Here is a 26,385-nt window from a genome sequence, read left to right as displayed (position 1 = left end):
ACGTCAGCCAGGCCGCGGTCACCGATCGGCGGCCGACGGCGGGAGCTCGAGCCCAACCGCCGGTTGCCGGCGCTGTTTTCAGAGGAGTCCGGACCAATCCGCCGCCAGTTCCAGCCCGAGGGCGCTGGAAACCGAGTGGTGGGTCACCTTGCCGCCGGCCACGTTCAGTCCGGCCGCGAGCGAGGCGTCCCGCTGCAGCGCATCGCTGACGCCGAGGTTGGCCAGGGCGACGGCGTACCGCAGGGTGACGTTGGTCAGCGCGTAGGTCGAGGTGTTCGGCACCGCGCCCGGCATGTTCGCTACGCAGTAGAAGATCGAGTTATGCACCGTGAAGGTGGGGTCCTCATGGGTGGTGGGATGGCTGTCTTCAAAGCAGCCACCCTGGTCCACGGCGATATCCACCAGAACTGATCCCGGCTTCATCCGGGACACCGTCGCGTTGGTGACCAGCTTCGGCGCCTTGGCTCCGGGGATCAGGACCGAGCCGATCACCAGGTCGGCCTCCAGCAGGGACCTCTCAATTTCAAGCCTGTTGGATGCCACCGTCTTAAGCCTGCCCTGGTAGATGGCGCCGAGCTCGCGCAGCCGCTCAATATTAATGTCCAGGATGGTGACCTCGGCGCCTGCGCCCACGGCCATGGCCGCGGCATTACTTCCCGCTACCCCGGCACCAAGCACCACAACCTTGGCTGGCCGGACACCGGGGACACCGCCGAGCAAAATGCCTGGGCCGCCGGCGGGCGCCGTCATGCTCTGTGCACCGACCTGTACGGACAGCCGTCCGGCTACCTCGGACATGGGTGCCAGCAGTGGCAGAGAACGGCCAGCCTGGACGGTCTCATACGCGATGGCGGTCACGCCGGATTCCATCAGCGCAGCGGTCAGCTCGGGTTCGGCGGCCAAATGCAGGTAGGCGAACAGGATCAGACCCTGCCGGAAGTGGTGGTATTCGGCGGCAATCGGCTCCTTGACCTTCATCACCATATCCGCGCGCTTCCACAGTTCCTCGGCGGTGTCCACCAGCTCGGCACCCGCGTCCGTATATTCCGCATCGGTGATGTTCGAGCCCAGACCAGCGCCCTTTTCAACCAGAACCTGGTGGCCGTGGTCCCTAAACTCGTGGACCCCTGAGGCGGTGATGGCGACGCGGAATTCGTTGTTCTTAATTTCCTTGGGGACGGCGATGATCATGGTTTCTCCGTAGCTGGGTCTGGCTTTTGGGACTGAAATTTGAGTCTGGCTTTTGGGACGGGGATCGGGCCGGATGCGAGGACGGCCGCGTTGTCCGCCGGGTATTCAGCTTAGGTCCGGATGTGATGCGCGGTACAGGCGGCCGCAGGGCTGTCCGAGCGCCCGCGGCGGTATTCCGGTCCGTTTGGGCCCCGGGGATCGACATATGTCGTGTGCGGGGACGTCAATTGTCGTCTGCTGTCGCCGGCCGAAAGTAATGTTGGAGCATGCACACAACCGACGTTGAGCAGCTGGTCGAGCAGCTGGCCGCGAAGCTGGGCAGGGGGCTGTCGCTGGAGGATCTCGACGGCGTCCTGCTCGCCTACAGCTCGGACCAGTTGCATGCGGACAAGGTGCGGGTGAATTTCCTGCTCAGCAAGCGGGTTCCGGCGGATGTCAGCGGGTGGCAGCTCTCGCACGGTATCTCGGCTGCGGTGCGCCCCGTCGTCGTCCCGGCTAACGATGAGCTTGGCATGCTCGGCCGCGTTTGCGTTCCGCTGCTGGTCCGCGGCTTCCGGGTGGGGTATCTCTGGGTGCAGCAGGACGAGGCGGACCAATCGGCGACGGCGATCCTGGCTCAGTTGCCCGGTGTCCGGGACGGTCTGGATCTGCTGGCGTCGTTGTTGCTGGATTCAAATACGGCAGAATCGGAGAGCCGACGCCGGCGGGAGCAGGGCTTCCTTGCCGCGTGTGCTGCCGAGACCGCTGCAGCGGCGGCCGGCCGGGAGGAGATGCTGCAACGCGCGCCGTGGCAGCTGGGGATTATTTTCGAGGTAGCCGGTGCCCCGGCGGGGCCCGGGCCTGCCCAGGTGTTACCCGCGCGGTCGGATCCGCTGGCCGCTACCCTAATTCATCGAGCCGCAGCGCTGCAGGCCACGATCGGCATCGACGACGCCCTCTTCAGTGCCGGAACCGACACTCACGCCGTGATCCTGTTCCACGCCTCGCACGGTGAGAGGAGCCATGCCGCCGTGCTGGAGCGGTATGAGCGGGAGCTGGCGAAGCGCGCAGGCGCTACGGCCCGGGTTCTGATGGGACTCAGCGAGCCCTTCGCGGCCCAGCGGCAGCTGGCCGCTGCGTATCAGCAATCCGCGGTGGCTGTGCAGGCGTCGGCGGTGGATCCACAGTTCGGCGATCTGCTCAATTACCGGTCCGCGGGCGTTTATCAGCTGTTGGCGGCTGGCCGCTGGGATCAGCTGACATCCGTGCACTACCGCACCCTGCAGGCGCAGGACCGCAACGCCGAACTGCTGCCGGTGCTGGAACTGCTGTACGACAACGACGGCGCGGTGCAGGACGTAGCGGACGCGGTGCATCTGCACCGCAGTAGTGTCTATAACCGGATCGCCCGCATCAGGGCGCTGCTCGGGACTGATCCGCTGCATGGGCGGATTCGGTTGGAACTCCATCTGGCCATCAAGGCCGGCCGCTGGCAGCGCAGGCCGCGGTTGTGATGCCGCGGGGCCGATCCGACCGCGGCACTGCAGCCCCCGGCCCCGGCTCTGCCGCCGCGGCGAGGGGTTAGTCCCCGGCCACCCCGCCACCGGTTGCCCCGCCACCGGTTGCCCCGCCACCGGCTGCCCCGCCACCGGTCTCCAGTGCATTCGGCTGCGTCGCCAGCCACGCCAGCATGTCCTGCAGGCGGATCCGCCGGTGCGTGCCGCGGTACTGCACGGGGATGATGCCGGCATCAGTGAGCCTGCGCAGATAGGTGTGCGAGATGCCTCCGACTTCGGACGCCTGGGAAGTGGTCAGCAGATTTTCCACCGAACTGACCACGATTCCTTCGCCGCGGGCAAACCGTTGCAGCAGGTCCAGTACTGCGCCCACCGCGCCGGCGGAGAGCCGGTGAACGGTGCCGTCCACGAAGATCGTCACATCCTTGTCCGCCTCGAGGACACGGGCCAGCGACCGCGCCTCCTCATCCGGAAGGGGCGGCGCGGTACGCGGCGGTAGTTGGGCCATGGGTCGAGCCTAGACGCATGACGAGGGCATGGCTTTGTTCCGGCAGGTGCTGGAGGCGAAGACCGAAGACGCAGAGATCCGGCCGACTGGGCAGTCGACCAGAGTGGCAAACCCACCACCGGACGCCATTGAAGCCCTGTTGGATGCGGAGTCAGGGGATGGTCTTCGAGGGTAGCTGATCTCTGCGCGCAGTCGCGCGGGTCGGAATATTCCACTTCCGGCGATCGCGGACGGTTCAGCACGGGCTTCCGTAATCGCGAGGTACTACGACCATCGGAACCGGCAGAGCACGGAGCATCTTGTTCGCGGTCGCACCGAGAAAAATTTGGCTGTTCTGAGCCAGTCTGCTGGAGCCTATCAGCACGATGTCATTGTCGTCCCATTCAAGGCTTTCAATTGCTGCTTCAATGGTTCTTCCATGAGCGATCAACGCAGTCACTGTCGTCTTTTCGTCTGCTTTTTCAGCTGCCCGTGTTCGTACCGAGTCTGCGTGGGATCTGGCGCGTTCAACGGACTGGCTGTTGCTCTCGGTTTCCTCGGGGCCCAGGGCGACCAGCGAGATCAGCCGCAGGGGAATGTGCCGCCGTGAGGACGCGTCGACCGCCACATCCAAGAGCGTGTCCGCTCCTTCTCTGGTGCCCACGGCGCACGTCATGCGAGTGACGGCACCCTCTGACCGGTAACCGGACGGCGCCAGCGCCACTGGAATCGGAGAGGCATGCAGCAGTGCATTGGCGACGGAACCGATGGTAAAGCGCTTGAGCAATCCGTTGCGGGCAGCACCGACCACGATGAGACTTGCGTTTAGCTCCGTGGCAGCTTCAATCAGGCCCTCGGCGAATGAGTCTGCGTAACTGATGTGCTTGTGCGCGGGAAGCCCTTGAGGCACCATGGCCAGTCCCTCGTCCAGCCATCCGTCAGCGGTGCCGGTGAGGAATTCCTGGACGGCCCGCTCCGGAGGGAAGGCGGCGTCCTGCGGCGCCGGATTGCTGAGAACGTGCACCAGGTCCAACTGAACGCCGGTGGTTTGCGCCAGAGCCGATGCAAGGGCAATGGCGTCCCTGCCGCGGGCATCTTCGGTATAGCCAACGATATAACGCGTACGGACTGCCTTCTTTCGTCCCACGCTGCGAACTGAACTCGGTACCAGCTAAAGTATCCCAGCTGTTCTGGGCATCTGCACCCAGCAGGTGCCCAGAAGACGGTCTTGGCCGTCGAGCAGGCGGAACGCCGAGCATGGTCAATAAAGGGACTCAGGGCCCGGGAATCCACCCCCTAACGAGGCTGTAATACGAGCGGGAGTCCCGGTCCGCTCCCATCTGTGCCATCTGTGCCATCGGTGCCTCCCGGTAAGCTGGCTGCCATGCAGCCGATCCGCACCGCCATTGTTGGCTTCGGCCTGGCCGGAAGCGTCTTTCATGCTCCCGCCATCGCTGCCAATCCCCGCTATTCACTGGATTCAATCGTCACTTCCAATCCGGAGCGTCGGGCCCTGGCGCGGGCCCGGTACCCGCGGGCGCGCGTCCTGGACAGCGCGGACGAGCTGTTCGCACAGCCCGGACTGGATCTGGTCGTCCTCGGCACTCCTCCGGCCAGCCACGCGCCGTTGGCGCACGCCGCGCTGGACCGCCGGATCGCCGTCGTCGTCGACAAACCGTTCACCGTGACGTCGGGGCAGGGACAGGAACTGATCGACCGGGCCACCGGGCTGGGCGTACCGCTGACCGTCTATCAGAACCGGCGCTGGGACGGGGAATACCTCACGCTGCGCAAACTGCTGGCGGAGGACGCGCTCGGCGAGGTGTACCGTTTCGAGTCCCGGATTGAGCGCTGGTCGCAGGAGATTGCCAAGCCTTGGAAGGCGGCGGCAAGGGCGGACGACGGCGGCGGGCTGCTGTACGATCTGGGCACGCACTTGATCGATCAGGCGCTGCAGCTATTTGGTCCCGTTACGCGTGTGTACGGCGAGCTGAGCGCGCGGCGGCCGCAGGAAAAGGCCGACGACGACGACTTTGTGGCGCTGCGTCATGCCAACGGCGTGCGCTCGCACTTATGGATGAATTTCAGCGCCGCCCGGCTGGGCCCCCGCTTCCGCGTGCTCGGCGCCAAGGCCGGGTACACGAAGTTGCGCGCCGATCTGCAGGAGGCACAAATCCTTGCCGGCATGCTGCCCGGTAGTCCGGCCTACGGCCTGGATCCGCAGGAGAACTGGGGCACGCTGGGCCGCGACGGGGCGCTGATTCCCGTGCCAACGGAACGCGGAAATTTCCCGGCGTTCTATGAACTGCTGGCGGCGTCGCTGCTGGAGCGCGGCGCGCTTCCGGTGGATCCGGCGGACTCGGTGGCGGCACTGAAAATTATCGAAACGGTGCGCGCACAGAACGGCTGACGCCGTAGGCTGAAGCCAATAGCGGGCCGTCCATCCGCTGGGCGAGGAAAGAGTGCCATGACGCTGAGCCAGCCATCAAAGAGTTATCCGGACAGAGGCACCGCCGGAACGCGAACGGCGCTGCACGAGCCTGTCACGAAGGTCCGTCACCGCTGGACGGCCGGCGTGGTGCTGGTCAACGTGGGCATCAACGCCGCATTCTTCGGTCCGATCCAGGTGCTGCTGGGCCAGCAAGCCATCCACTTCGATGCCGCCAATAAGGAAGGAATTCTGGCGCTGGTGACCGGCTGCGGCGCCGCGGTTTCGCTGGTGGCCAACCCGCTGTTCGGGGCATTTTCGGACCGGACCCTGTCCCGCCTCGGCAGACGGGTCCCTTGGGTGCTGATCGGGTCCCTGCTGGGAACGATCGGCCTGCTCGGGCTCACGGTCGCTCCCGGAGTGGCCGCGATGACGGCGTTGTGGTGCCTGGTCCAGCTGGGCTGCAACGGGGCGCTCGCCGCGATCACCGCGGCGGTCCCGGACCGCGTTCCGGTTCGCCAGCGCGGGACCATCGGCGGTCTCGCGTCGATGGGGGCAACGGCCGGTATCCTGATCGGCGCTGGAGTAGCCGCGGCGGTTGCCGGAAACTTCGGGCTCGGCTACCTGGTCTGCGCGGCGGCACTGATGCTGGGGATCGTGATGTATTTGTTCACCTCGGAAGACCAGCCCCTCGATCCGGCGCTCCGGCCGGCCTTTTCGCTGCCAGGTTTCCTGCTGAGCTTCTTCTCACCCTTCGCTTTTCCGGATTTTTGCTGGGCCTGGCTGACGCGGTTCCTGGTCAATGTGGGGAATCACTTGGTCACGCTGTACCTGCTCTTCTTTCTGATGGATGCGGTGCACTACGCCGATCCGGCACTCGGAGTGCTGATCTTGACCGGCATCTATGCCGTGATGACGCTCATCACCGCCGTTATTGGCGGGATGTGGACGGACCGGGCCGGGAAACGGAAACCATTCGTGATCGGTTCTTCCGTCATTATTGCCCTGTCCGCGCTTATTCTGGCCTTCTTCCCGACGTGGGCCGGAGCCTTGGTCGGCGCCGCGGTGCTGGGCGTCGGCTATGGGGCGTACCTCGCGGTGGATTTTGCCTTGCTGACACAGGTGCTCCCGTTCGCCGCCGATCGCGGCAAGGACATGGGGGTGATCAACGTGGCCAATTCACTGCCGCAGGTCATTGCGCCGGCAGTTGCCTGGTTCCTGGTGACGGCGGTCAACGGTGGGTACCTACTGCTCTACGTAGTCGCGGCCGTGATCGGGCTGCTGGGAGCCGTTTTCGTTGTCAAAATCAAGAGCGTGGACTGACCGCAGGCACTTCACGCCAAGTGGGGAGACAGGCCTTGGCGCCCGATATTAGGGCGGATGTCCCCCGGTCGGGAGGGTCGTTATTCGGAGGCGAGAAGCCCGGTCATTCGATAGGGGATCAGCTCGCGCAGGAACATGCTGGTGGATGTGCGCATGATGCCGGGACAGAGCCGGATTTCTTCACTGACCCGATACAGATCGTCCGGTGTCCGTGCCACCACCCGCACCAGCAGATCGGTGTCGCCGGCCGGGGCATGGCATTCGAGCACCTCGGGAATCCGCTTGAGTCCCTCGATCGCCTCGCGTAAGTGGTGCTGGTCCACCTCCACCCGAACGCTCGCGCCCACGCCCCTGCCCAGCGCCGCCGGAGTTATGCGGCTGCTGTTGGCACGCAGTGCGCCCGAGGCCGACAGCTTTTCCAGCCGGGACTGGACGGTGCCGCGGGCCAAGGCAAGTTTTTGCGCCAGCAGCAGCACCGGAATGCGCGGGTCTTCATCAAGGGCCAGCAGGATTCTGCGGTCGGTAGCGTCCAGGTTCTGCAATATGACCACTTCCCGGAGATTTGATGGAGGCGTATTTGATCATATTGTCCACTATCCGCAGCAGCGATTGCACTGATTGTCCGCAGTTTGTTCCAATGGACAGCAGCAGCCGGACAAGCCACAAGCAACCTCCGGCGAGGATCCGACCGTTGGCCTACCGGTCCCGGCCGGAGAAGTCCGCCGACACAGCGGCAACCTCACGATGGAGCGGGTCCTCACCTGAACGCGCCGTTCCGCTGTTTTCGCAGCCGAAGACCCCAGGATGTGCCTTGCGCATCCAGGGGGCTTCGTCGTCGTTCAAGACCTTGGCATATCCGGCCCGGTTTGGCTGGCGGTGGCTTGTCGGCCTGCTAGACCGGCTTGGCTTGCCCGCCCTGCATGCGCCCGGCTGGCAGTGGCAGACTGGCACCATGGACACCCAGCTGGTTTGGACAGTCATTTGCGGTTTGCTCATCTTCGTTGGAGCCGCCGGAGTCGTCATCCCGGTGCTGCCGGGCAGCATCCTGATCGCGCTGAGTCTGCTGGCCTGGGCCCTGGCGGTGGCGAGCCCCGTCGGCTGGGTGGTGTTCGCCGTCGGGCTCGTGTTGGTCACCGCCGGCATGCTCTCCAGTGCGGTGCTGACCGGGCGGACCATGCGACGGCGGCAGATCCCCGGGCGGTCAGTGCTGGCCGGCCTGGCCTTGGGAATCGCGGGGTTCTTCATCATCCCCGTGGTCGGGCTGCTGATTGGTTTTGCGGCCGGACTTTTTCTCAGCGAGCTGGCGCGGCAGCGTGGCTTGGCCCCAGCACTGTCGTCGAGTCTGGCCGCGCTGAAAGCGACCGGGCTGGGCATACTGGCCGAATTCGGTTTCGCCGCACTGGCCGGCAGCGCGTGGATCATCGGCGTCTGGATCCAGTTCGCCACCCGGTAGTTCTCCTCCGTGGGCGGCGGTAGCGCTGGCTCGAGGAGATCAGCCGGTGACGCTCGGCGAATGAGTTTCCGCATGGATGGGCGGGTAGCCCGCCTAAGTTACCAGCGAGTAGCATGGACGGAATGCACCTGCTCCTGCGCACCCTCCTGCACATATTTCTGCCCTCCCGACGACGCCGCCGGATGGCTTCTGGGAGCCCTCCTCGGTGGCCATGCGGGTTCTCCCGACAGACCTCGATCTGGCCATGCACGTCAACAACGGCATGTATTTTTCGCTGATGGACCTGGGTCGGCTCGGACACCTGGCCCGCAGCGGCATGTGGGGCACAATGCGCCGCAAGGACTGGAGTCCTGTGGCCGGCGCGGAAACGATCGCGTTCCGAAAATCCTTGAAATTAGGGCAGCGCTATTCCATAGGGACTCACGTCGTTGGCGTCGATGATAAGGCCATTTACTTCGAACACCGGATGGTGGCCGACGGCGAGATCTACGCCCGCGCGCACGTCGCCACCCGGCTGGTCGGCAAGCACGGGCCGGGGAGTAACGAGGAGATCTTCGCGATGGCGGGACCGCCGCCGGCAGACCTGGTACTGCCCGACTGGATCCGGCAATGGCGCGAGGGGAACGCCCTGCCCGGCAGCCGGAGGCCGGCCCCGCACAGCTGGGTGTGAGACCGCCGGGGACTTCCTCTGCTCCCGACGGTGGAGCTATTCGGCACTGTGCCGACGTTGCATTTTTCTGCGGATCCGGCCGCCGCCCGGACCGTCAGCCGGGCGCGGGGGTACGCCGGGAGCCGCGCCGGGGCGGAGCCCCAAACGTTCGGGCTCGCCGCTGGCGATTCGCCCGGGGCACTGATCCGTCGCCACTATCTCAGCTGGGCATCGGTGATCTGCCAGCTGCGCAAATCGCCGAACGACATCGAGGAGTCGGTGGCCTGACCCATGATTCCCAGCTGAAAGTTGGTCCAGACGTAGATGCTCTCCCCGGCGTCAGTCTGATAACACCCGTATCTACCGGTGGTCGCGTTCCCCTGGGCGAAGGTGCCGCGCCCCTGAAAGGTGGCCCTGCAGGTGCTCGCCGACACTGGAATTTTACTGGTCAGGGAGGAGAAGGACTGTTCCAGGGCCGGGACGTTGAAGTACTGCAGAAAATACGCCTTCTCCGGGGCGCCGGAAGCGGGCGAACACGACAGCTCCGCCACCAGCCCCAGCGCCTGGCCGGGGTCCTGCTCGCTTACCTCCTGGCACCTGCCGGCGAACGAGGACGGAAGGTGGCTGAGCAGGACCTGCGCGGCGGTCGGAGGCGTCGGTTCGGGGCTCTGCTGGGGCTCGGGGGGCTGCTGGGGGTCGGAGGTCTCCTGGGGTTCGACAGTAACCGAGTCCTCCGGGGCGGTCAGCAGCACCGTTCTGGCCTGGGTGCCCACGAAACCTGTGAAGACCAGCGCCGCCGCGGTGACCAGGGCCGCGATCACTGCCTGGACGGTCTTCCGTGAGCGGCCGGGCGTTCGCCCGTGCGGCGAATCCTGGATCGCCTTGGTCAGCCGCTGACGGGCGGCGGGATCCAGGGTGTCGAAGTACGCCTGGGCCGGGACGGGGGACCTCTGGGCAGCGAAGGCCATGAGGTTCAGGTAGCGGTTGGTTAGGTGCGGCTCGTTCATGGCGAGCTGGGAGAACCGCGGCAGCCAGCGGGTGCGGACCCTCGCCGCCTGGTCCAGGACCCCGCTGATCACCAGGCTGGGGCTCAGTTCCTTGCCCACCAGGAGCCGGTTCATCATCGCCCCCGCCGCCTGGATGTCGTTGCAGCAGGCGGCGCCGATCTGGTCGCCGGAATACGTGGTGGCCCTGAAGTACGGGGCCAAAAACAGGTTGAGGAACTTCAGGCTTTCCTGCCCCTCCAGCCAGGCGACTAGTGGTGTGTCTCCAAAATAGTTTATGACTTGTGGATTAAGCTGGGAACATGTCGAATCCAGCTCCCGCATTGACCCTCACCGACGCCCAGCACCAGGTCTTGGAGGCCCTGTCCAAGTCTCGGCTTGCTTCACATCGCGAGGTGCAGCGGGCGCAGGTTCTCCTGATGGCTGCCGAGGGCCTGGCTAACGAGTGGATCTCCCGGGTGGTGGGTGTAAGCCCGGCGACGGTGCGGGCTTGGCGTGCCCGGTTCGTAGGGGAAGGGCTGAAGGAGTTCGGCAAGGTCAAGGAGGGGCGGGGGCGCAAGCCGGCGATCCCGGAGTCGAAGATCGCCGAAATCGTTGAATTGACGCGGTTTTCCAAACCGGAGGGTGCGACGCATTGGTCGGTGCGGTCCATGGCGGCACGTGTCGGTGTGTCTCCGGCGCAGGTGCAGCGGATTTGGGCGGCACGTGGGCTGAAGCCGCACCTGATCAAGACGTTCAAGCTCTCCACCGATCCGAACTTTGACGAGAAGCTCATTGATGTGTGCGGGCTGTACCTGAATCCGCCGGAGAACGCGATGGTTTTCTGCATGGATGAGAAGACCTCGATCCAGGCTCTTGACCGTTCCCAACCGTCCCTGCCGATGGTCAGGGGTCGGGCCGAGACCGTAACGCATGACTACAAGCGCAACGGAACCACCACGCTCTTCGCGGCCTTGGAGGTCGCCACGGGAAAGGTCCTGGGATCCTGCGTGCCCAAGCACCGGCACGATGAATTCCTGGGGTTTCTAAAAACCATCGAGAAGGAGGTCCCCAAGGGCCTTCAAATCCACCTCATAGTGGACAACTATGCGACCCATAAGCATTCGAACGTGAAAGCATGGCTGGAGAAGAACCCGCGGTTTCACCTGCATTTCACCCCAACCTCCTCCTCCTGGCTGAACCTGGTGGAGCGCTGGTTCAGGGACCTCACGGAGAGGGCACTGCGCCGCGGGGTCTTCCACTCGGTGCCGGATTTAATCGAGAAAATCGAAGCCTACATCCGCGTCAACAACGAGAACCCCACGCCGCTGATTTGGACAGCGACCGCCGACTCCATCATCGAAAAAGTCCGCCGCGGACGCGTAGCCCTCCACAAAACAAAACTGAGACACTACACTAGATGGGGGTTATTGGGGACTGTTCAGCGGGTCAATGAACCGTTTTCCCTTGTGACAGCCGGTTTGGTGCTTGATTCTTCCTTCGAAATGACCCATGACCTAAAGTATGACAAGTCTCTACAAGAAGGTGATCCCCGGCCACCCGTACTGGTACCTGCGCGAGATGGGTTGAGTGGACGGCAGGTCTTCCCGCGCTACCTCATCAGGAAATCGGACGAACCCGGGGGTCTGTTCATCACTGATGAAAATCGGCGGCCATCCCACCAATTCAACAGGCACCGGGCTCCTAAGCGTGAATATCCGTGCCGGTCCTCCTCAGACCCCGAAACGCCAACGACCAGAAGGGTGATGAGTGCGTCAGTGACCCGCAGCCGGTCCACGTACCCGGCACTCCAATTCGCCTCGGTGCGCTTGCCTTCCGCGGCAAGGCCGGGCAGGTGTGCGTCCCAGACGTCCGCGACAAGGCACCCGAACTACTCGCCGACGCCGTGGTGGACGCAAGCTTCGATGAGATGGACGTGGACTCGCTGTCCCTCGTGGAGATCGCCGTCATGGTCAGCGAGAAGTACGGCTTCACCATCCAGGACTGGGAGATCGCCGAGGCCGGCAACTTCCCTGCCCTCGCCACCCTGATCGGCGACCGGCGCGCTTTCGAGACAACACGCTGACCAGCCGCCAGCCCGCCGCAGCGTACTTCGACGTCGACGGCACCGTCACCCCGCTCACCACGATGTTTGAGCTACTCCGCTTCGACGCCGCCAACACGAATCGGCTGAGCGAAGGAAACGCCTTCCTGGCCCACCTGCGCGAGCTCAAGCTCAACGGTGCACCTCGACAGGACACCAATCGGAAGTACTTCACCTGGTGGGCAGGGCGTCGGGTGGGCGACGTCGAGAAACTTGGCAGGGAGTGGTTCAAGCACGCCCTGGCCACCCACGGGCAACAGCTGATCCACCCGGAGGTCCACGACCGCATGCTCGAACACGAAGTGCTTGGCGACAGGATTGTGCTCGTCAGTGGCTCGTTCCTCCCGGCCCTCAACCCCTCGCCAAGCATGTGGGCGCGGACGACATCCTCGCCTCCGAGCCCGAGATTACCGGCGGCCACTACACCGGCGGCATCACAACGCCGATGATCAGCCACGGCAAGGCAGATGCGGTCCAGGCGCACGCTGCCCGTCTTGGCTACGACCTTGACTCCTGCCACGCCTACGGAGACGACGCCTCCGATGAACCCTTCATGGAGCGCACCGGACACCCCGTCGTCGTGGGGCATCCCAAAGAGTCCTTTGCCACAAAATCGAGCCAGCTCGGCTGGCACCTCATTCCCGTCACCTAACAACCCATCGAGGCACAATGCGAATCGCCATCACCGGCGCCCACGGCGTCGGCAAAACCACCCTAACCAACGCACTTACCGGGAACCGCCGCTTCATCGCACCGGTTCCCACACCAATGCACAATCCGCAGCCGGGCCAACTGAAGTCCCTCCAGGACTGCACGAACGAGGAAGTCCTCCGCCTCACCCAGCGGCGCTATACCGAGCGCATCCAACAAGAGCACTCGGCCGAATTCATCATCTCGGACGGATCGGTCCTCCACGAGTGGGTATACGCGGCCACGAGGCTCCAGTACGGGGTCTTCCCAGCAGCCGACGTCACACCCTTCATCCCGGATACAGGGCAGGTCCAGCTCGCCCTCATCGAGGACTTCATTGAGGAGGCGCTGGCCTACACCGAGGCGAACTACGACGAGATCTTCTTCATCCCGGTCGAGTTCCCGCTCCCAGCCGACGATGCACCGATCAGCGCCCGCTTCCAGCGTGAAGCGGGCGAGCACCTCTACCAGCTGCTCAAGACGCTTAACAAGCCAGTGCACATCCTCGGCGGCACGGTCGAGCGACGGCAGGCATGCGTGTCGTCCATTCTTGACCCTGAAGGCATCCGAGCGAATACTAAATTCGTTGGCAGATGACAAGACATAGATGGCCAACAGGAGGGCCACGATTCAATGGCCGTCAGTGCGCTCGGATCTCCGCGAGGCTCTGGCCGCTTGCCAGGCTGGGGATACCTTCAAGGTCACCAAGCTCGACCGCCTGGCCCGTTCCGTCCGAGACGCCCACGAAATAGCAGACGACCTCGCCAGCCGCGAAATCAAACTGAACATCGGTGGCTCGGTCCACGACCCAACCGACCCAATGGGCAAGAGTGGCCAATCGCGCCAACGTCGGCTTCTCCGCCCGAGGTTCGCAAGCGGGACAGCCGTCCGCGGTGACGGTTTCTTGACGGGGCATCGGTTGGTGATGGTGCGGTGGATCGTGTCGTGTTCGGCCTGGCTCATCCAGAACCCGTGTTTGGCGTTGAGCGCCGTCTGCTGGCCGATGTAGTCGCACCCGTGCCAACCATTCGATCTCCCGATTGTGATGCGACGATGTAGATGATCAGCCAATTAGTCAATCTCAACAATGGAACCATTGACAGGATTCACCGCGGTCGACCTTCTGTGCCGCAAGTGCGCGGCTTCTCGCGGACCCTGGTTGTCTCAATATTGTGTCTCATCCCGCTATTCTCGGAATCAGACAAAACCATCCTTTGATGGGACGTCGGGAATCAGGCTCGTGACGTGCGTGGGTGTCGCTTTCAGAAGTCGTCTGCACAGCCATTTTGTGTCCGTATGGTGAAGGCTGTGGTCAAGTCCAAAAGGCAAGAGCATGAATCTGAGTACCTGCCTGCGCGATCCCCTGCAGGTAGGTGATGCGTCCATTTGGTGTGAACTCCAAGCAGACACGCTCGAGGCCACACCGAGCGTTCGCAAGGTCTAGCCTTGCTTACAGGCTGAGCCGGTGCGCTCCCGCTAATTCTCCGGCCCGACCTCACCCGTATGAGTGGCACGCATACTGATGGCCCAGCAAGACACTTGGGAACGGCACTGACATCCATCGTGACCGGCTCACACCCATCAGAAACCAGCCTCTGGGGTATACATCTGACCGGACTAGTGTAGTGTCTCAGTTTTGTTTTGTGGCTTGGAGGGCTACGCGTCCGCGGCGGACTTTTTCGATGATGGAGTCGGCGGTCGCTGTCCAAATCAGCGGCGTGGGGTTCTCGTTGTTGACGCGGATGTAGGCTTCGATTTTCTCGATTAAATCCGGCACCGAGTGGAAGACCCCGCGGCGCAGTGCCCTCTCCGTGAGGTCCCTGAACCAGCGCTCCACCAGGTTCAGCCAGGAGGAGGAGGTTGGGGTGAAATGCAGGTGAAACCGCGGGTTCTTCTCCAGCCACGCTTTCACGTTCGAATGCTTATGGGTCGCATAGTTGTCCACTATGAGGTGGATTTGAAGGCCCTTGGGGACCTCCTTCTCGATGGTTTTTAGAAACCCCAGGAATTCATCGTGCCGGTGCTTGGGCACGCAGGATCCCAGGACCTTTCCCGTGGCGACCTCCAAGGCCGCGAAGAGCGTGGTGGTTCCGTTGCGCTTGTAGTCATGCGTTACGGTCTCGGCCCGACCCCTGACCATCGGCAGGGACGGTTGGGAACGGTCAAGAGCCTGGATCGAGGTCTTCTCATCCATGCAGAAAACCATCGCGTTCTCCGGCGGATTCAGGTACAGCCCGCACACATCAATGAGCTTCTCGTCAAAGTTCGGATCGGTGGAGAGCTTGAACGTCTTGATCAGGTGCGGCTTCAGCCCACGTGCCGCCCAAATCCGCTGCACCTGCGCCGGAGACACACCGACACGTGCCGCCATGGACCGCACCGACCAATGCGTCGCACCCTCCGGTTTGGAAAACCGCGTCAATTCAACGATTTCGGCGATCTTCGACTCCGGGATCGCCGGCTTGCGCCCCCGCCCCTCCTTGACCTTGCCGAACTCCTTCAGCCCTTCCCCTACGAACCGGGCACGCCAAGCCCGCACCGTCGCCGGGCTTACACCCACCACCCGGGAGATCCACTCGTTAGCCAGGCCCTCGGCAGCCATCAGGAGAACCTGCGCCCGCTGCACCTCGCGATGTGAAGCAAGCCGAGACTTGGACAGGGCCTCCAAGACCTGGTGCTGGGCGTCGGTGAGGGTCAATGCGGGAGCTGGATTCGACATGTTCCCAGCTTAATCCACAAGTCATAAACTATTTTGGAGACACACCACTAGTGCACATTTATCCAATGCGCTCCAAGCCGGATTGGGCTGGGGTTGGGTGCTCGAAGCCTGGTAGTCGCCCCCACCGGCTCAGGCGGCTTCGGCGTGGCGTTCCGGTGTTGAGTACTTGTCTGCAAATTCGTGGCGTCTATGGGCCGATGGTGACCCCAGCCTGAATAATCCAGAGTTAGGCGGTCAGCTGAATACCCCAAATCAGCCTAACCAACCCGCCACCTGATCAGACATGCGCCGTTCAATATACAGTTCCATTCCGAGATCCTACGGCGGTGTCAGCCGATGCGGATCATCTTCTTGTTGACGAACTCGTCTGCGCCGAAACGTCCGAGCTCACGTCCTGAGCCGGAGCGCTTGACACCGCCGAAGGGCAGCTCGGCGCCGTCCGCGCCGACAAGGTTGACGAAGACCATTCCGGCCTCGATCCCGTCGGCAACCCGGAGCGCCTGCTCGGGGTCCGTCGTGAAGACATAGGAGCCGAGGCCGAACGGCGTATTGTTCGCCAGGGCGATCGCCGCTGACTCATCGCGGACGCGGAAGATCTGCGCGACGGGGCCGAAGAACTCCTCGTGGAACGCATCCGAGCCGGGCTGCACGTCCGTCAGCACCGTTCCGGCGTAGAAGTTGCCGTCCACGGTGCCACCGGTGACCAGCGTCGCGCCCTGTTCGACGGCTCGCGCTACCTGCTTGATGAGGGTTTCGGTGGCCTTGGCGGAGGAAAGCGGGCCGAGATCGGTGCCCTCCGCCGTGGGGTCGCCCATTTTGACAGCCGAGATGGCCGCCGAGAACTTCTCAACGAACGGATCGTAGAGGTCGTCCGCGACGATGAAACGCTTGGCGGCGTTGCACGCCTGACCGTTGTTGTCCAGGCGGGCGGTTAGCGCAGCGTTCACCGTCGCATCCAAATCGTCGGTGGACAGCAGGATGAACGGGTCGGAACCGCCGAGCTCGAGCACGATCTTTTTCAGGTTGCGGCCAGCAACCTCCGCGACGGCGGCACCGGCCCGCTCGGACCCGGTGAGCGAGACACCCTGCAGCCGCTTGTCGGCGACGACCGTCGCGATCTGCTCGTGCGATGCGTAAATGTTCGTGTAGGCGCCCGCGGGGAAGCCCGCGTCGTGGAAGATCGCCTCGATCGCCGCGGCTGATTCCGGGCACTGCTCGGCGTGTTTGAGGAGGATGGTGTTGCCGATCACCAGGTTCGGGCCGGCGAAGCGGGCGACCTGGTAGTACGGGAAGTTCCACGGCATGATACCCAGCAGAACGCCCAGCGAGGAACGGCGGATCAGCGCTGAGCCTTCGCCGGCCAGGAGTGCGACCGGCTCGTCGCGCAGCAGTGCCTCGGCGTTGTTCGCGTAATAGGCGTAGATGTCCGCGCTGAAGTCAACCTCGCCGAGCGCCTGCACCATCGGCTTGCCCATCTCTCGGACGATGATCTCGGACAGCTCCTGACGGCGTTCGGCAAACAGCTCGCCGACTCGGCGGATGAGCGCGGCGCGCTCTGCGACGGTGCTTGCGCGCGACCAGTCGCGGTGTGCGGCGTCGGCAGCGCCGATCGCGGCGTCTAGATCAGCACCACTGATCGTGGGATAGGTCTTCACTGTCTCGCCGGTTGCCGGGTTGATGACTGCGTAAGCGTTCATGGCTCTCCTTATCGGGCGCCGGCGCACGGAGAAAGCCGGCGCCGGTGCAAGCTCTCGTAATTCAAAGGTATAACAACGAATGGGATACGAGACATATCGCAGGGGCGATGTCGATCTGAGTTCGGAAGGTACCTGTCACCTTCAGAAGCTCACTTCACGGAATATCCAAAGTCGTCTGCACATCCGGTGCACCCGTTCGAGGAGGCATCCGATGCGTGAAGGCAGCCACCGGGGCGGTGCCCTGCAGCCTGACGTCCATTCTCGGTAACGAAGGATTCCGAGAAGACCACGAATCGAGAATCTCCCGGCCTGTCGTTCCCCGCTCCAGCGCGGCGTCCTGCCGCGGAAAACCAGCACTTCGAACACGGGACTGGCCACTGACCCCTGATTCTCACAAATAGTTCTCGGAACGGTACAGCTGAACCAAGACCCGGAATCGAGTTTTGAGAAGGGACCCCCCATGGCTGCACACCGCATCGGCTAATGCCCGGGTCTCCACCCGGGAGCAGAACCTTGACCTGCCAGGAGTTTTCCACTGCCTAAGCCGAGTCACCCAATACCTCGATCACATGGCTGCCAACGCTGGTGTCGGTGGCGACTAGTTGCCTCGAAACGACAAGCTAGAATCCGAAGTCGCTCAAGCCCGGGTGGTCAAGCGGACGGGGACCGCTACGATACCAGTTGAACTTGCGTTCGGATTCCTTGATCGGCACGTCGTTAATGCTCGCATGCCGCCAACGCATGAGTCCGTGCTCGTCAAAGTGCCAGTTCTCGTTGCCGTACGCACGGAACCATGCGCCGTCGGAATCGTGGTACTCGTAGGCGAAGCGCACAGCAATGCGGTTGCCCTCGAACGCCCACATCTCTTTGATCAGGCGATATTCGAGTTCGTGCTGCCACTTACGGGTGAGGAAAGCGATGATGGCGTCGCGCCCCTCGACGAATTCCGACCGGTTGCGCCACCAGCTATCGACCGTGTACGCGGAAGCGACCTTTACCGGATCGCGCGCGTTCCAGCCGTCTTCACCGGCTCGGACCTTCTGCGTCGCGGTCTCGCGCGTGAAGGGCGGGAACGGCGGCTTATCCTCTGTCATGGCTGTGCCTATCCTTCTGCCGGCCTCGTTTGCGGCTTGCGTCGAGACGAACGCTGGCGCTGCGATCACGCCAGTCTAGTCGGTTGACACATTAGAGGAGAGGAACGAGGCGTGAAAGTTGGCGCGGAACTACTGCAGGATGCTTGATGAACGCCCAATGATCCCTGGCTGCCATTTTCACTATCTGTCGATTCGCCAGCCCGCAAAAGGCTGACCACCTACCCCTATAGGACTATTTAACTGACTTCCCCTCGTCGGAGGCCCGGTGCTCCTGAAGGTGCCGTGGGCCGCCAAGTTGGGGTTTACCCCAACTTGACGTCAGGCATGATGCCTTCTCGCCTGTCAGAATGAAGTCCTCTTTTCGATTCATTAACAAGTGTTGTCGCGGGTCTCGGATTTCATCCTGACAGTTTCAATCCTGGGGGGACTGTGAGCGGTCAGCGTCTCGGATACATTCGGGTCAGCAGCCTGAACCGGCGCACGCATACTTCCCGCTGCCGTTCAGGGCTGCGTACAGCGTCTGCCGCGAGACGCCGAGATCCCGGGCCACTTTGGCTTTGGGCACGTCCTGGTCAATCCGTTCGCGTGCCAGTTGGATCTGTTCCGGTGAAAGCTTCGGGACGCGGTCGTAGACGCCGTTCCTCTTGGCAATGGCGATGCCCTCGGCCTGTCGCTCACGGATGGTCTTGCGCTCCAACTGCGCGATGGCGGCGAGGACCGTGAGCATGAACTCCCCTTAGGCCGTGTCAGTGTTCAGGGCCGGGTTGTCGATGAACTCCAAGGCGACGCCCTTGGCTTTGAGTTGCTCAACGAGAGCGAGAAGGTCCGTCGTGGACCGTGCCAAACGGTCGAGTGACTTCACTCGAACCTTGTCCCCGTCGCGGACGTAACCGAGCATTTCTTGGAGCTGGGCTCTGTCGTCTGTGTTCTTGCCGCTGACCTTCTCACAGAACAGCCTATCTACAGGGCCAAGTGCTTCGAGCTGCCGCGCCTCGTTCTGGTCGGCGGCGCTCACCCTCACGTAGCCAACCACCTGCCCTTTATGTCCAGTCATCCTTAAGACCCTCCATCATTTATGTCTAACCATAGTCGAACTAGACCCTAATTGACGTAGCCCCACAGTGGACTCAACCTGTTCTGCCAGTGCTTGCAACTGTGCAGGTCCGGGGCAGGTGTGTCCGGTGCGGGACCGGCTTACGGGACGTGGCCTAAATCGCCGAGGCGGGAGGCCAGTAGCGGATAGGTGGCTCTTCGCATTTAGGCATGGTTTGCCGCTTTTTTCCGGTATGGGCGATGGCCGCCGGCTGCGAGTAGGCATCTGAGTCTGTAGTGGTCGAAGTTCCGGAATCCGCGGGCGATCCGCCGTGTGGTCTCGATAACACCGTTGATCGCTTCGGTCGGTCCGTTGGAGGCCCCGTGTGTCTCGAAGTACGCGAGGATCGCGCTCTTCCATTGCCGTAGGGTCCTGCCGAGTCTGGCGATCTCCGGGATCGGACAGGACGGGAAAGAAGTGAGTATCCCGGTCACCAGATCCCGGCCTCTGGCCGGGTTGGAGTGGTATACATCCCGGAGCTTCTGGTAGCACTGCCAGGCCAGCGTGACTTCATGGCCGGGATCTCCGGCGATGAGTTTGTCCTCCAGCCGTTTGGCCTGTTTGTCGTTGAGGTGTTCGGCACCGATCTGCAGGGTGCGGCGGATCCCAAAGAGCGGGTCCCCTTTACGTCCGCGGTGTCCCAGGGTGCTTTGTTGGACGCGGCGGCGGACATCGTCCAGAGCAGCACCACCAAGCTTTACGACGTGGAATGCGTCAACGACGGTGATTGCTTCGGGTAGCTCATCACGGACGGCGTTGGCGTAACCACGGAATGGATCCAGTGTTGCGACCTTGATCCCCTCGGCGAAGTCCTTGCCCTGGGCCTTGATCCAGTCCGCGTAGACCTTCCCCGACCGTCCCGGCATAAGATCCAGCAGCCGGGCATTAACACGGCCCTTCTCATCGCGGGTGTGGTCCACGATCCCGGTGACCATGCCCGTGCCGGGGAAGCCGGTATGGGACCAGACATGCTCGTCAACGCCGAGGGCGTCCACCCCGGTCAGCCGGACCTTGTCCGCGAGCCGCCGGAGTGCTTCGGCTTCGATTCCGTCCCAGACGGTCCGCCACGCCACGCCGAGCTGGTGTGCCAGGGCCGAGACGGAGGTATCGAAGCGTTCCAGTGCGTCCACGGCCCAGTGCACGGCCCGGGTCGTGAGTTTCGCCCGACGACCGGCCAGGGCGTGTTCCTCGGTGAAGGTGCCTCTGGGGCAGCCGGTGTCCGGACACCGCCATACCCGCTTAACCCAGACCAGGGACACCGGCCGCCCCAACGACGGTGCGTCGTGCAGGCGGACTTTACGGCGGCCGTGGCCGATCGCCACAACCCCGCAGTCCGGGCAACCGGTGGTGTTCTGATCGGTTTCGACATGAAGGAGGAGTCTGCTGGCAGCATTCGCGGCAGAGATGACGTGCACGCCGTCGACGGCGAACATCGTGTCTGCCCGTTCGCACCAGCGCCCATTCGGGCAGGACATAGAATTAGACAAGTCAGGGTCTCTTTTATGATTGGAAGCTTGGTCGCTACCAATTCAAGGAGACCCTGACCTCGTTCCGCCTCACGCCACGCCGCGCAGGCCGGAGAACATCCCACAAATCCCAATTCTTAGGCCGCCCTAACCATGCTCAAATGCGAAGAGCCCTCTAACGGGACAGGCCGTCGAAGGACGAAACAGGGTCAATGACTGATTAGCGGATCCGATTGTAGTGTTTTGGCATGGCTGACGAAGCATGGATAGTTCCACCGCCGGCACCACCCAGCCAAGGTTCTGATCGGTTTGTTGGCATGGACGCCACGGTCGTTGACTTCTGGCGGTTCGCTATGAGCGACTTGCGCATGAATAACACGCGCGGGTATCTGGCTGAGTTCCTCGTCGCGAAGGCTCTCGGGTTGCACGATGTCACGCGGGTGGAGTGGGACGCGTACGACCTTCTGTTGGACAAGATCCGGATCGAGGTAAAGTCGTCTGCTTACTTGCAGGCGTGGGAACAGCCTAGGCCGAGTCGAATCGCTTTCAGCGGTTTACGGAGCACCCGATACCACCCACGTCACGGTTACGATCCGGGTGGAAAAGGACTGAACGCCCACGTTTACGTCTTCTGCGTTCAGACTGCTGTGGCCCACGAGGATTATCGACCGCTGGACCTCGGTCAATGGTCGTTCTACGTCGTGAAACGCAGCGCTCTGGAACGCCATGGGTCTGGATCTGTTGGGCTCGATACTGTCGTCCGGCTCGCCAATAGCGACACTGCGTGGGCGGAGTTGCGTCCCACGGTGCTTCAGGCTGCACAAGGGGAAGAAGTCGACGAATCACTTTGGTGGTCATAACCAGACGGAGGTGAAGCATCGGCCCTCGCCCTGCTGGGACTGCTTAGCTGTCCCAGCCAAGGTTCCCCAAACGGACGGACTTTGGCCAGCTTCCATCGACAAGCTGCGGACCAGTGGTTACCTGCCTCGACGCGGCCTTAGCGTACGATTTTTTCCGTTTTCTGAAGCGACCCCAGAGACACCGTTCTTCTGCGGGGTGACAAACCAGACGGCAAACCAGGTCCGCATCGGAGTGCGGGTGCGGTCAAAAATGGTCCCGGCTGTCACCGACGTCCGCCGTGAGCATCCCCGACACATCCATAGCCCAGCACCCGTACGCCAGCACTCGCCAGCGCCGCATTTAGGGCAGAGGAATCCATCTGGCCAGCGCAACTTTGCCAGGCACTCCAGACACGCATCATCGGTACCGAACCAGTCCTGAAACTGTCCAAATGTACTGGGATAGTCCACGCCTGCGCCTAGGGCGTGCCGCCCGATCAGTCAAGGGGCGGGCGGCACCCCGGCCGACTAGCCGGCGTCGAAACTTTGTTCGCCGTTTTCCTTACCTTGATCCTCGATGCCCTGGCGGCGGTCAGTGCCCGAACCATCGGGCAGCGCGTCAGCGTCCTTGCGGGCTGGTTTTTGCGTGGCGGCCCCGTTCGGGTCCGCCGTACTCTCTGCGTCAGAGGCGCTTTCTTCGCTGCCTAGCGGATCTGGATTCTTCTCGTTGGGTGTCGCGTCAAATGATTGCATGTCACTCCCTGGTGGTGAAGGCGATTGATGTGGGCTTATGGACGAATCTATCCTCGGCCGCTGCAATTGTCGACCAGTTCCAGCCTTCTGCGGCCGTATGGTCGTACAGATCCTCGGCGCCCTGGATGCAGATTTTGTGGACATCCAGGGTGATAGATGGCATGGTCTTGTTGGGTGTCGCCGCCCTGTGCTGTGTTCTGGCAGTCCTCATTGACGGCTGGCTATAGAGACATGCAAAGCCATGGAAGCGAATTAGCGAGAGCATATTGTCCTTTCTTGACGGGCAACGACGACGCTGGTGTCTGGCAGCACTTTGACCTGGCTGATGATGACTGTTCGTTGACTGCGGAAGCCGGCTTTCGGACGTACCGCGTGAAGGCCGAGGCTAGAGACAGAACAACTTCCATGAACGAGAAAAACCAGCGGGCTCCGCCAGGGACGGCACCTTTAGACCGTGTCGTTCTGTCCACAGCCGAGCCTGCGCCGCGAAGCGTGTTCCTGTGGAAACGCGAGGAACAGTATTACTACTCATCGCGTTAATTTATGGAACATAGCAAAATGAGCGGTGGGACACGGAAGGGTTCACTGCGGCGCCCCGCCAGTCCTCCACCGTTGGAAACTATCAGCCTCCCGAGGGGTTCTCCACGGGGGTGCCGTCCGGGTCTTCCGTCACGGGGGTGCCGTCCGGGTCTTCCGTCACGGGGGTGCCGTCCGGGTCTTCCGTCACGGGGGTGCCGTCCGGGTCTTCCGTCTTGTCGGGTTCTCCTGCCGGTTTCGTAGACGGGTTGTTTGTTCGGGGATCCTCGGGTTCGCCGTAGGGCTGTTGTTCAGTTCCGGGGTCGCTCATGATGCTCCTCTGGTTGGTTTTTTCACGCTAGTCCAATTCCGTGAATCCGACAACAAACCCCGAGTGTGTCGGCGATCTCCTGCACCGTATACTCGCCCGCGTCGTACCTCGCGAGCCTGGCGGATCTTTTCGGTCTCATCTTGAACTTTGGACCGCCCTTGCGACCGCGGGCGCAGACGGCCGCAAGACCGTCGTGGGTGGGTTCGACGATGAGATTGTGCTCGAACTCCGCGATCGCGGCGAGCATGTGGAAGAACAGTGCCATTTTCCGAAGTCGTCTGCACGGATGTCCGAAAGTCGAGTGCACAGATCGTTGTTTCAACAACACGAAATTACCGAAGGCATCCGCACGCGCAAACACTCCAGTCCCGGTGGTGGCCCCACATTCGCGCCCAAAGCGTCGGCAGCGGAGTGAAGCGCACCCATCCCCATGGCTGGTCGCACCGAATATCTTTCACATCCAGTTTGTCCACGACAGCTCAGCGGAGCGGACACCGGAAACGGGGTAGGCCCTGTCGCAGGCGTAAAACCTGATGTCCGCAGTCGCGGCCGACAGATACCCACATCCCGCCGACGCGACCTAAAGGAGCGAAAAAACAGTGGACAACGTACACCCCGTCATCACCTCAAGAGTCGTTTTTGACCGGATCAGACAAGACCATGACATTGCCGACCTTGAAGTCCGATTCGTGTACCCAGAACAGCTCAAAGCAATGATTCGGGACTATGTCCTGCCGTACATGGACTATCCGGAATTCGACCTGCACATCACCCAGGACAAGGGCTTGATCGATGCTGTCACCTATAACGCCGGCAACTTCACCATCACCACCGAAAACCCCGCCGTCGCAGACGAAGCCGGCACCGGTACCGGCGAGAACCTGGTCCCAGGTCGAAAAACGCTCAACAACGAGAGAACACTCCAAAGTGCTGCCCAAAACCACCTGGACGCCACCATGCGGCTGGAGGAAACCAAACAGCAACTGGCACAGCTCATCCGCACGGCAGCAGGGAAGCATCCCAACCCGGAATGGATAGCCGACCAAACCGGACTCAATCTGAACGTCGCGGAACAGGTGTTGAGCGTCGCATTGTTTGACGGCGGCCGCGTCGTGTCCAGTGGTGATGGATGATTTTGGGAGAAAGCCTGATTAGGCTGGCCGGCAGCGTCAGAGTAACGATGACCTGTTAAGCGAATGGCTCGGCGTAAGACTTTGTAACCTCAACGTCAGTTCTAACGCGGAAGGCCGCGCTGATCCTCACCTTGGCGCTGGGTTTTCTACGTCAATATTCCCATCGGAGCGGCGGCACTGATCGTGGTGGCCTCGGTGCTGCCCGGCTCCGGGGAACGGGTCAAACGACAGATCGACTACCTGGGCACCGCAGCACTCGCCGCAGCAGCCACCGGTCTGGTGCTGGTGACAACCCTTGGTGGCACCTCATACTCCTGGGGCTCAGCGTTCATCATCGGCCTCGCCGTGGCCAGCGCGGTGTTGATCGTGCTGTTCGTGCTGATCGAGCGCCGTACCAAGGAGCCCGTCATTCCGCTGACCCTGTTCCGCAACAGGGTCTTCGCGGTAGCCAGCGGAATCGGCTTCATCGTCGGTTTCGCCATGTTCGGCGCCATCACGTTCCTGCCGTTGTTCCTGCAGGTGGTCCGGGGCGACGCCGCCACGAGCTCTGGGCTGCAGCTGCTGCCCATGATGGGGGGCCTGCTGCTGACGTCCATCGGTTCGGGCCGGCTGATATCACGGTGGGGCCGCTACAAGATCTTTCCAGTGGCCGGCACCGCCGTCATGACCGTGGGCCTGTTTCTGTTCTCCACCATGGATCAGAACACGCCGACCATCGTGGTCTCACTGTTCATGTTCATCCTGGGCATCGGCATCGGCGGGGTCATGCAGGTGCTGGTGATTGCGGTGCAGAACGCCGTGGATTACTCCAATCTGGGCACAGCAACCTCCGGCGCCACCTTCTTCCGGTCCATTGGCGGCTCGTTCGGCTCGGCCGTTTTTGGGGCCATTTTCGCCGCCGTGCTGGCCACACACACTCTGCCTGCGGGCCTGAGCGGGGCGAACATCAACCCCGCGCAGCTGGCGGCGCTGCCGGCGGGTGCGCGCGCCGAATTCATTTCCCAGTACGCCAACGCGCTGCAGACCGTGTTCCTGATCGCCGCACCCGTTGGTGCGCTGGCCTTTGTGCTCACCTTGCTGCTGCCCGAGCTGAAGCTGCGGGCCACGGTGGACGCCGATGCAGCCGAGGCCTTTATTCCGCCGGAGGGACGCACATCGCTGCAGGAAGTGGAGCGCAAGCTCAACCACCTGCTGCAGCACGAAAACCGGGCGGAGATGTACCGGCATTTGGCTCAGCAGGCCGACGTCGATTTGGAGCCAGGGGCCGTGTGGCTGCTTTACAGGTTTGCCGAGCGGCCGGCCGCCAGTCTGTCCACGCTGGCCAGCGGTCTGCACACCGGCCAAACGGATCTGGAGCCCCTGGTGCAGGAGCTGCTCCGGAACGAGCTGGTCACGGGCATCTCGGTAAGGGGCGCCCCGGCTGCCGACGATCGGGCTGCGGGAGCCCGGGCCGCGGGCGGGCGGGGCGCTCCCAATGTGGATGCCGGGGCCGACGACGGCGGCACGCGTCGTGGCTCTGACGGCCGTCCCGGCGGCGCGCACGCCGCTGCCCACATTCTCAGCGACAGCGGCGAAAAGTTCACGCTCACGCCGGCCGGGCGTTCCGCCGTCGACCGCCTCACCACGGCCCGGCGTGACGGGCTCACGGAGCTGCTGGCCGGTTGGGACCCGGGGGAGCACCCGGAGCTGGCGGAGCGCTTGGAGAAACTGGCGCATGACCTGCTCGCCGACGACGATCAACTGGTGCTCGATGCGGTCCCCGCGGAACGGTGATTCGCCGACTCGGCGTCCGTTACCCGGATACCTGTCGTCTGTCTGTCGTCTGCCTGTCTTCCTGCGACGGTTCCGAACCCGGTCAGCGGAAGCCAGCGCCATCGCTGCCCGGACATGCTCACACGGCCGGACATGCTCACACGCGGGGGAAACTCACGCGCCGGGCT

The 26,385-nt window shown here is 63.0% G+C and carries 26 protein-coding genes and 4 pseudogenes; 14 read left to right on the top strand and 16 right to left on the bottom strand.

Features of this window, described 5'->3' with window-relative positions:
* Nucleotides 1-78 precede the first annotated feature (78 nt).
* A complete protein-coding gene (gene ald / locus ACLLJI_RS20235; RefSeq protein ID WP_434616190.1) occupies nucleotides 79-1,191 on the bottom strand; it encodes an alanine dehydrogenase in 1,113 nt (370 codons plus the stop codon).
* A 266-nt stretch (nucleotides 1,192-1,457) separates the two neighbouring features.
* Here ald and ACLLJI_RS20230 point away from each other — a divergent pair, with 266 nt between their 5' ends.
* Nucleotides 1,458-2,684 (top strand): PucR family transcriptional regulator, encoded by a 1,227-nt coding sequence (locus ACLLJI_RS20230; RefSeq protein WP_434616187.1) that lies wholly within the window; start codon nucleotides 1,458-1,460, stop codon nucleotides 2,682-2,684.
* A 67-nt stretch (nucleotides 2,685-2,751) separates the two neighbouring features.
* Here the strand turns inward: ACLLJI_RS20230 and ACLLJI_RS20225 are convergent, their stop codons facing one another.
* Nucleotides 2,752-3,195, bottom strand: a complete 444-nt coding sequence (locus tag ACLLJI_RS20225) for a helix-turn-helix domain-containing protein (protein WP_434616184.1) — start codon at nucleotides 3,193-3,195, stop codon at nucleotides 2,752-2,754.
* Between the two features lie 235 nt (nucleotides 3,196-3,430).
* Nucleotides 3,431-4,321, bottom strand: coding sequence for a universal stress protein (locus ACLLJI_RS20220; RefSeq protein ID WP_434616181.1), 891 nt, complete (start codon nucleotides 4,319-4,321; stop codon nucleotides 3,431-3,433).
* A 237-nt stretch (nucleotides 4,322-4,558) separates the two neighbouring features.
* Between ACLLJI_RS20220 and ACLLJI_RS20215 the strand changes: the two genes are divergently transcribed.
* Both ACLLJI_RS20215 and ACLLJI_RS20210 read left to right on the top strand, forming a co-directional pair.
* Nucleotides 4,559-5,584 (top strand): Gfo/Idh/MocA family protein, encoded by a 1,026-nt coding sequence (locus ACLLJI_RS20215; RefSeq protein ID WP_434616178.1) that lies wholly within the window; start codon nucleotides 4,559-4,561, stop codon nucleotides 5,582-5,584.
* A 57-nt stretch (nucleotides 5,585-5,641) separates the two neighbouring features.
* A complete protein-coding gene (locus ACLLJI_RS20210; RefSeq protein WP_434616175.1) occupies nucleotides 5,642-6,925 on the top strand; it encodes an MFS transporter in 1,284 nt (427 codons plus the stop codon).
* Nucleotides 6,926-7,005: 80 nt separating this feature from the next.
* Here ACLLJI_RS20210 and ACLLJI_RS20205 read toward each other — a convergent pair whose 3' ends face one another.
* Nucleotides 7,006-7,467 carry an Lrp/AsnC family transcriptional regulator gene (locus ACLLJI_RS20205; protein WP_283560954.1) on the bottom strand — a complete coding sequence of 154 codons (462 nt, stop codon included), beginning with the start codon at nucleotides 7,465-7,467 and terminating at the stop codon, nucleotides 7,006-7,008.
* 410 nt (nucleotides 7,468-7,877) lie between these two features.
* Here ACLLJI_RS20205 and ACLLJI_RS20200 point away from each other — a divergent pair, with 410 nt between their 5' ends.
* Complete coding sequence (locus ACLLJI_RS20200) at nucleotides 7,878-8,378, top strand: DUF456 domain-containing protein (protein ID WP_434621708.1); 501 nt, start codon at nucleotides 7,878-7,880, stop codon at nucleotides 8,376-8,378.
* Between the two features lie 122 nt (nucleotides 8,379-8,500).
* A pseudogene (locus ACLLJI_RS20195) lies at nucleotides 8,501-9,048 on the top strand (acyl-CoA thioesterase).
* A 194-nt stretch (nucleotides 9,049-9,242) separates the two neighbouring features.
* Here ACLLJI_RS20195 and ACLLJI_RS20190 read toward each other — a convergent pair.
* The gene (locus tag ACLLJI_RS20190) at nucleotides 9,243-10,355 is read right to left on the bottom strand and encodes a hypothetical protein (protein ID WP_434616172.1); all 1,113 of its coding nucleotides are present in this window, start codon (nucleotides 10,353-10,355) and stop codon (nucleotides 9,243-9,245) included.
* Between ACLLJI_RS20190 and ACLLJI_RS20185 the strand changes: the two are divergent.
* The 6 genes and pseudogenes from ACLLJI_RS20185 to ACLLJI_RS20160 all read left to right on the top strand — a co-directional run.
* A pseudogene (locus ACLLJI_RS20185) lies at nucleotides 10,334-11,407 on the top strand (IS630 family transposase); the annotation flags it as partial. The gene ACLLJI_RS20190 and the pseudogene ACLLJI_RS20185 overlap by 22 nt on opposite strands.
* Nucleotides 11,408-11,940: 533 nt before the next feature.
* Nucleotides 11,941-12,096 (top strand): phosphopantetheine-binding protein, encoded by a 156-nt coding sequence (locus ACLLJI_RS20180; protein ID WP_434616169.1) that lies wholly within the window; start codon nucleotides 11,941-11,943, stop codon nucleotides 12,094-12,096.
* Nucleotides 12,093-12,563 (top strand): haloacid dehalogenase-like hydrolase, encoded by a 471-nt coding sequence (locus ACLLJI_RS20175; RefSeq protein ID WP_434621705.1) that lies wholly within the window; start codon nucleotides 12,093-12,095, stop codon nucleotides 12,561-12,563. Before ACLLJI_RS20180 ends, ACLLJI_RS20175 begins: the two co-directional genes overlap by 4 nt.
* Entirely contained in the window at nucleotides 12,485-12,766 is a 282-nt protein-coding gene (locus tag ACLLJI_RS20170) for an HAD family hydrolase (protein WP_434616166.1), read from the top strand. Before ACLLJI_RS20175 ends, ACLLJI_RS20170 begins: the two co-directional genes overlap by 79 nt.
* Nucleotides 12,767-12,783: 17 nt before the next feature.
* Nucleotides 12,784-13,401, top strand: a complete 618-nt coding sequence (locus ACLLJI_RS20165) for an AAA family ATPase (protein ID WP_434616163.1) — start codon at nucleotides 12,784-12,786, stop codon at nucleotides 13,399-13,401.
* Nucleotides 13,402-13,450: 49 nt separating this feature from the next.
* Nucleotides 13,451-13,633 (top strand): annotated as a pseudogene (locus ACLLJI_RS20160) (recombinase family protein); the annotation flags it as partial.
* An 801-nt stretch (nucleotides 13,634-14,434) separates the two neighbouring features.
* On the opposite strand, the gene ACLLJI_RS20155 reads toward ACLLJI_RS20160, so the two are convergent.
* The 6 genes and pseudogenes from ACLLJI_RS20155 to ACLLJI_RS20130 all read right to left on the bottom strand — a co-directional run bounded on the left by ACLLJI_RS20155 (nucleotide 14,435) and on the right by ACLLJI_RS20130 (nucleotide 20,882).
* Nucleotides 14,435-15,523 (bottom strand): IS630 family transposase, encoded by a 1,089-nt coding sequence (locus ACLLJI_RS20155; RefSeq protein WP_434615129.1) that lies wholly within the window; start codon nucleotides 15,521-15,523, stop codon nucleotides 14,435-14,437.
* Between the two features lie 329 nt (nucleotides 15,524-15,852).
* Entirely contained in the window at nucleotides 15,853-17,220 is a 1,368-nt protein-coding gene (locus ACLLJI_RS20150) for an NAD-dependent succinate-semialdehyde dehydrogenase (protein ID WP_434616160.1), read from the bottom strand.
* A 620-nt stretch (nucleotides 17,221-17,840) separates the two neighbouring features.
* Nucleotides 17,841-18,314 carry a DUF1348 family protein gene (locus ACLLJI_RS20145; RefSeq protein WP_434616157.1) on the bottom strand — a complete coding sequence of 158 codons (474 nt, stop codon included), beginning with the start codon at nucleotides 18,312-18,314 and terminating at the stop codon, nucleotides 17,841-17,843.
* Nucleotides 18,315-18,774: 460 nt separating this feature from the next.
* Nucleotides 18,775-18,966 carry a helix-turn-helix domain-containing protein gene (locus tag ACLLJI_RS20140; protein WP_434621702.1) on the bottom strand — a complete coding sequence of 64 codons (192 nt, stop codon included), beginning with the start codon at nucleotides 18,964-18,966 and terminating at the stop codon, nucleotides 18,775-18,777.
* Nucleotides 18,958-19,368: pseudogene (locus ACLLJI_RS20135) on the bottom strand (recombinase family protein); the annotation flags it as partial. The pseudogene ACLLJI_RS20135 and the gene ACLLJI_RS20140, both read right to left, overlap by 9 nt.
* A 203-nt stretch (nucleotides 19,369-19,571) precedes the next feature.
* Nucleotides 19,572-20,882: an ISL3 family transposase gene (locus tag ACLLJI_RS20130; RefSeq protein WP_434621131.1), complete on the bottom strand. Its 1,311-nt coding sequence runs from the start codon at nucleotides 20,880-20,882 to the stop codon at nucleotides 19,572-19,574.
* 239 nt (nucleotides 20,883-21,121) lie between these two features.
* Between ACLLJI_RS20130 and ACLLJI_RS20125 the strand changes: the two genes are divergently transcribed.
* A complete protein-coding gene (locus ACLLJI_RS20125) occupies nucleotides 21,122-21,733 on the top strand; it encodes a hypothetical protein (RefSeq protein ID WP_434616154.1) in 612 nt (203 codons plus the stop codon).
* Nucleotides 21,734-21,850: 117 nt separating this feature from the next.
* Here ACLLJI_RS20125 and ACLLJI_RS20120 read toward each other — a convergent pair whose 3' ends face one another.
* The 5 genes from ACLLJI_RS20120 to ACLLJI_RS20100 all read right to left on the bottom strand — a co-directional run bounded on the left by ACLLJI_RS20120 (nucleotide 21,851) and on the right by ACLLJI_RS20100 (nucleotide 23,577).
* Entirely contained in the window at nucleotides 21,851-22,183 is a 333-nt protein-coding gene (locus ACLLJI_RS20120; RefSeq protein ID WP_434616151.1) for a transposase, read from the bottom strand.
* Nucleotides 22,184-22,240: 57 nt separating this feature from the next.
* On the bottom strand, nucleotides 22,241-22,465 hold the full coding sequence (locus tag ACLLJI_RS20115) for a hypothetical protein (protein ID WP_283562358.1): 225 nt from the start codon (nucleotides 22,463-22,465) through the stop codon (nucleotides 22,241-22,243).
* Between the two features lies 1 nt (nucleotide 22,466).
* Nucleotides 22,467-22,628 (bottom strand): hypothetical protein, encoded by a 162-nt coding sequence (locus ACLLJI_RS20110; RefSeq protein ID WP_434616148.1) that lies wholly within the window; start codon nucleotides 22,626-22,628, stop codon nucleotides 22,467-22,469.
* Between the two features lie 459 nt (nucleotides 22,629-23,087).
* Nucleotides 23,088-23,312: a hypothetical protein gene (locus tag ACLLJI_RS20105; RefSeq protein WP_434616145.1), complete on the bottom strand. Its 225-nt coding sequence runs from the start codon at nucleotides 23,310-23,312 to the stop codon at nucleotides 23,088-23,090.
* A gap of 22 nt (nucleotides 23,313-23,334) precedes the next feature.
* A complete protein-coding gene (locus tag ACLLJI_RS20100) occupies nucleotides 23,335-23,577 on the bottom strand; it encodes a hypothetical protein (RefSeq protein ID WP_434616142.1) in 243 nt (80 codons plus the stop codon).
* Between the two features lie 334 nt (nucleotides 23,578-23,911).
* Here ACLLJI_RS20100 and ACLLJI_RS20095 point away from each other — a divergent pair, with 334 nt between their 5' ends.
* Together ACLLJI_RS20095 and ACLLJI_RS20090 are read left to right on the top strand one after the other, a co-directional pair.
* Nucleotides 23,912-24,445, top strand: a complete 534-nt coding sequence (locus ACLLJI_RS20095; RefSeq protein ID WP_434616139.1) for a hypothetical protein — start codon at nucleotides 23,912-23,914, stop codon at nucleotides 24,443-24,445.
* 183 nt (nucleotides 24,446-24,628) lie between these two features.
* On the top strand, nucleotides 24,629-26,218 hold the full coding sequence (locus ACLLJI_RS20090; RefSeq protein WP_434616137.1) for an MFS transporter: 1,590 nt from the start codon (nucleotides 24,629-24,631) through the stop codon (nucleotides 26,216-26,218).
* Nucleotides 26,219-26,385 lie beyond the last annotated feature (167 nt).

The organism is Arthrobacter sp. A5, assembly GCF_051131705.1.
In the GTDB taxonomy this organism is placed as follows: Bacteria; Actinomycetota; Actinomycetes; order Actinomycetales; family Micrococcaceae; genus Arthrobacter_M.
Note: the sequence above shows the minus strand (reverse complement) of the source record. Positions and strands in the feature narration are given on the sequence as shown.

What these genes read in the sequence shown, in the direction of transcription:
- ACLLJI_RS20180 (WP_434616169.1), top strand. Translation starts at nt 11,941, where the DNA reads ATGGACGTGGACTCGCTGTCCCTCGTGGAGATCGCCGTCATGGTCAGC.
- ACLLJI_RS20115 (WP_283562358.1), bottom strand. Translation starts at nt 22,465, where the DNA reads ATGCAATCATTTGACGCGACACCCAACGAGAAGAATCCAGATCCGCTA.
- ACLLJI_RS20145 (WP_434616157.1), bottom strand. Translation starts at nt 18,314, where the DNA reads ATGACAGAGGATAAGCCGCCGTTCCCGCCCTTCACGCGCGAGACCGCG.
- ACLLJI_RS20125 (WP_434616154.1), top strand. Translation starts at nt 21,122, where the DNA reads ATGGCTGACGAAGCATGGATAGTTCCACCGCCGGCACCACCCAGCCAA.
- ACLLJI_RS20210 (WP_434616175.1), top strand. Translation starts at nt 5,642, where the DNA reads ATGACGCTGAGCCAGCCATCAAAGAGTTATCCGGACAGAGGCACCGCC.
- ACLLJI_RS20105 (WP_434616145.1), bottom strand. Translation starts at nt 23,312, where the DNA reads ATGAGCGACCCCGGAACTGAACAACAGCCCTACGGCGAACCCGAGGAT.
- ACLLJI_RS20190 (WP_434616172.1), bottom strand. Translation starts at nt 10,355, where the DNA reads ATGCGGGAGCTGGATTCGACATGTTCCCAGCTTAATCCACAAGTCATA.
- ACLLJI_RS20110 (WP_434616148.1), bottom strand. Translation starts at nt 22,628, where the DNA reads ATGCCATCTATCACCCTGGATGTCCACAAAATCTGCATCCAGGGCGCC.
- ACLLJI_RS20155 (WP_434615129.1), bottom strand. Translation starts at nt 15,523, where the DNA reads ATGTCGAATCCAGCTCCCGCATTGACCCTCACCGACGCCCAGCACCAG.
- ald (WP_434616190.1), bottom strand. Translation starts at nt 1,191, where the DNA reads ATGATCATCGCCGTCCCCAAGGAAATTAAGAACAACGAATTCCGCGTC.
- ACLLJI_RS20200 (WP_434621708.1), top strand. Translation starts at nt 7,878, where the DNA reads ATGGACACCCAGCTGGTTTGGACAGTCATTTGCGGTTTGCTCATCTTC.
- ACLLJI_RS20100 (WP_434616142.1), bottom strand. Translation starts at nt 23,577, where the DNA reads ATGGCACTGTTCTTCCACATGCTCGCCGCGATCGCGGAGTTCGAGCAC.
- ACLLJI_RS20230 (WP_434616187.1), top strand. Translation starts at nt 1,458, where the DNA reads ATGCACACAACCGACGTTGAGCAGCTGGTCGAGCAGCTGGCCGCGAAG.
- ACLLJI_RS20215 (WP_434616178.1), top strand. Translation starts at nt 4,559, where the DNA reads ATGCAGCCGATCCGCACCGCCATTGTTGGCTTCGGCCTGGCCGGAAGC.
- ACLLJI_RS20150 (WP_434616160.1), bottom strand. Translation starts at nt 17,220, where the DNA reads ATGAACGCTTACGCAGTCATCAACCCGGCAACCGGCGAGACAGTGAAG.
- ACLLJI_RS20225 (WP_434616184.1), bottom strand. Translation starts at nt 3,195, where the DNA reads ATGGCCCAACTACCGCCGCGTACCGCGCCGCCCCTTCCGGATGAGGAG.
- ACLLJI_RS20130 (WP_434621131.1), bottom strand. Translation starts at nt 20,882, where the DNA reads ATGTCCTGCCCGAATGGGCGCTGGTGCGAACGGGCAGACACGATGTTC.
- ACLLJI_RS20165 (WP_434616163.1), top strand. Translation starts at nt 12,784, where the DNA reads ATGCGAATCGCCATCACCGGCGCCCACGGCGTCGGCAAAACCACCCTA.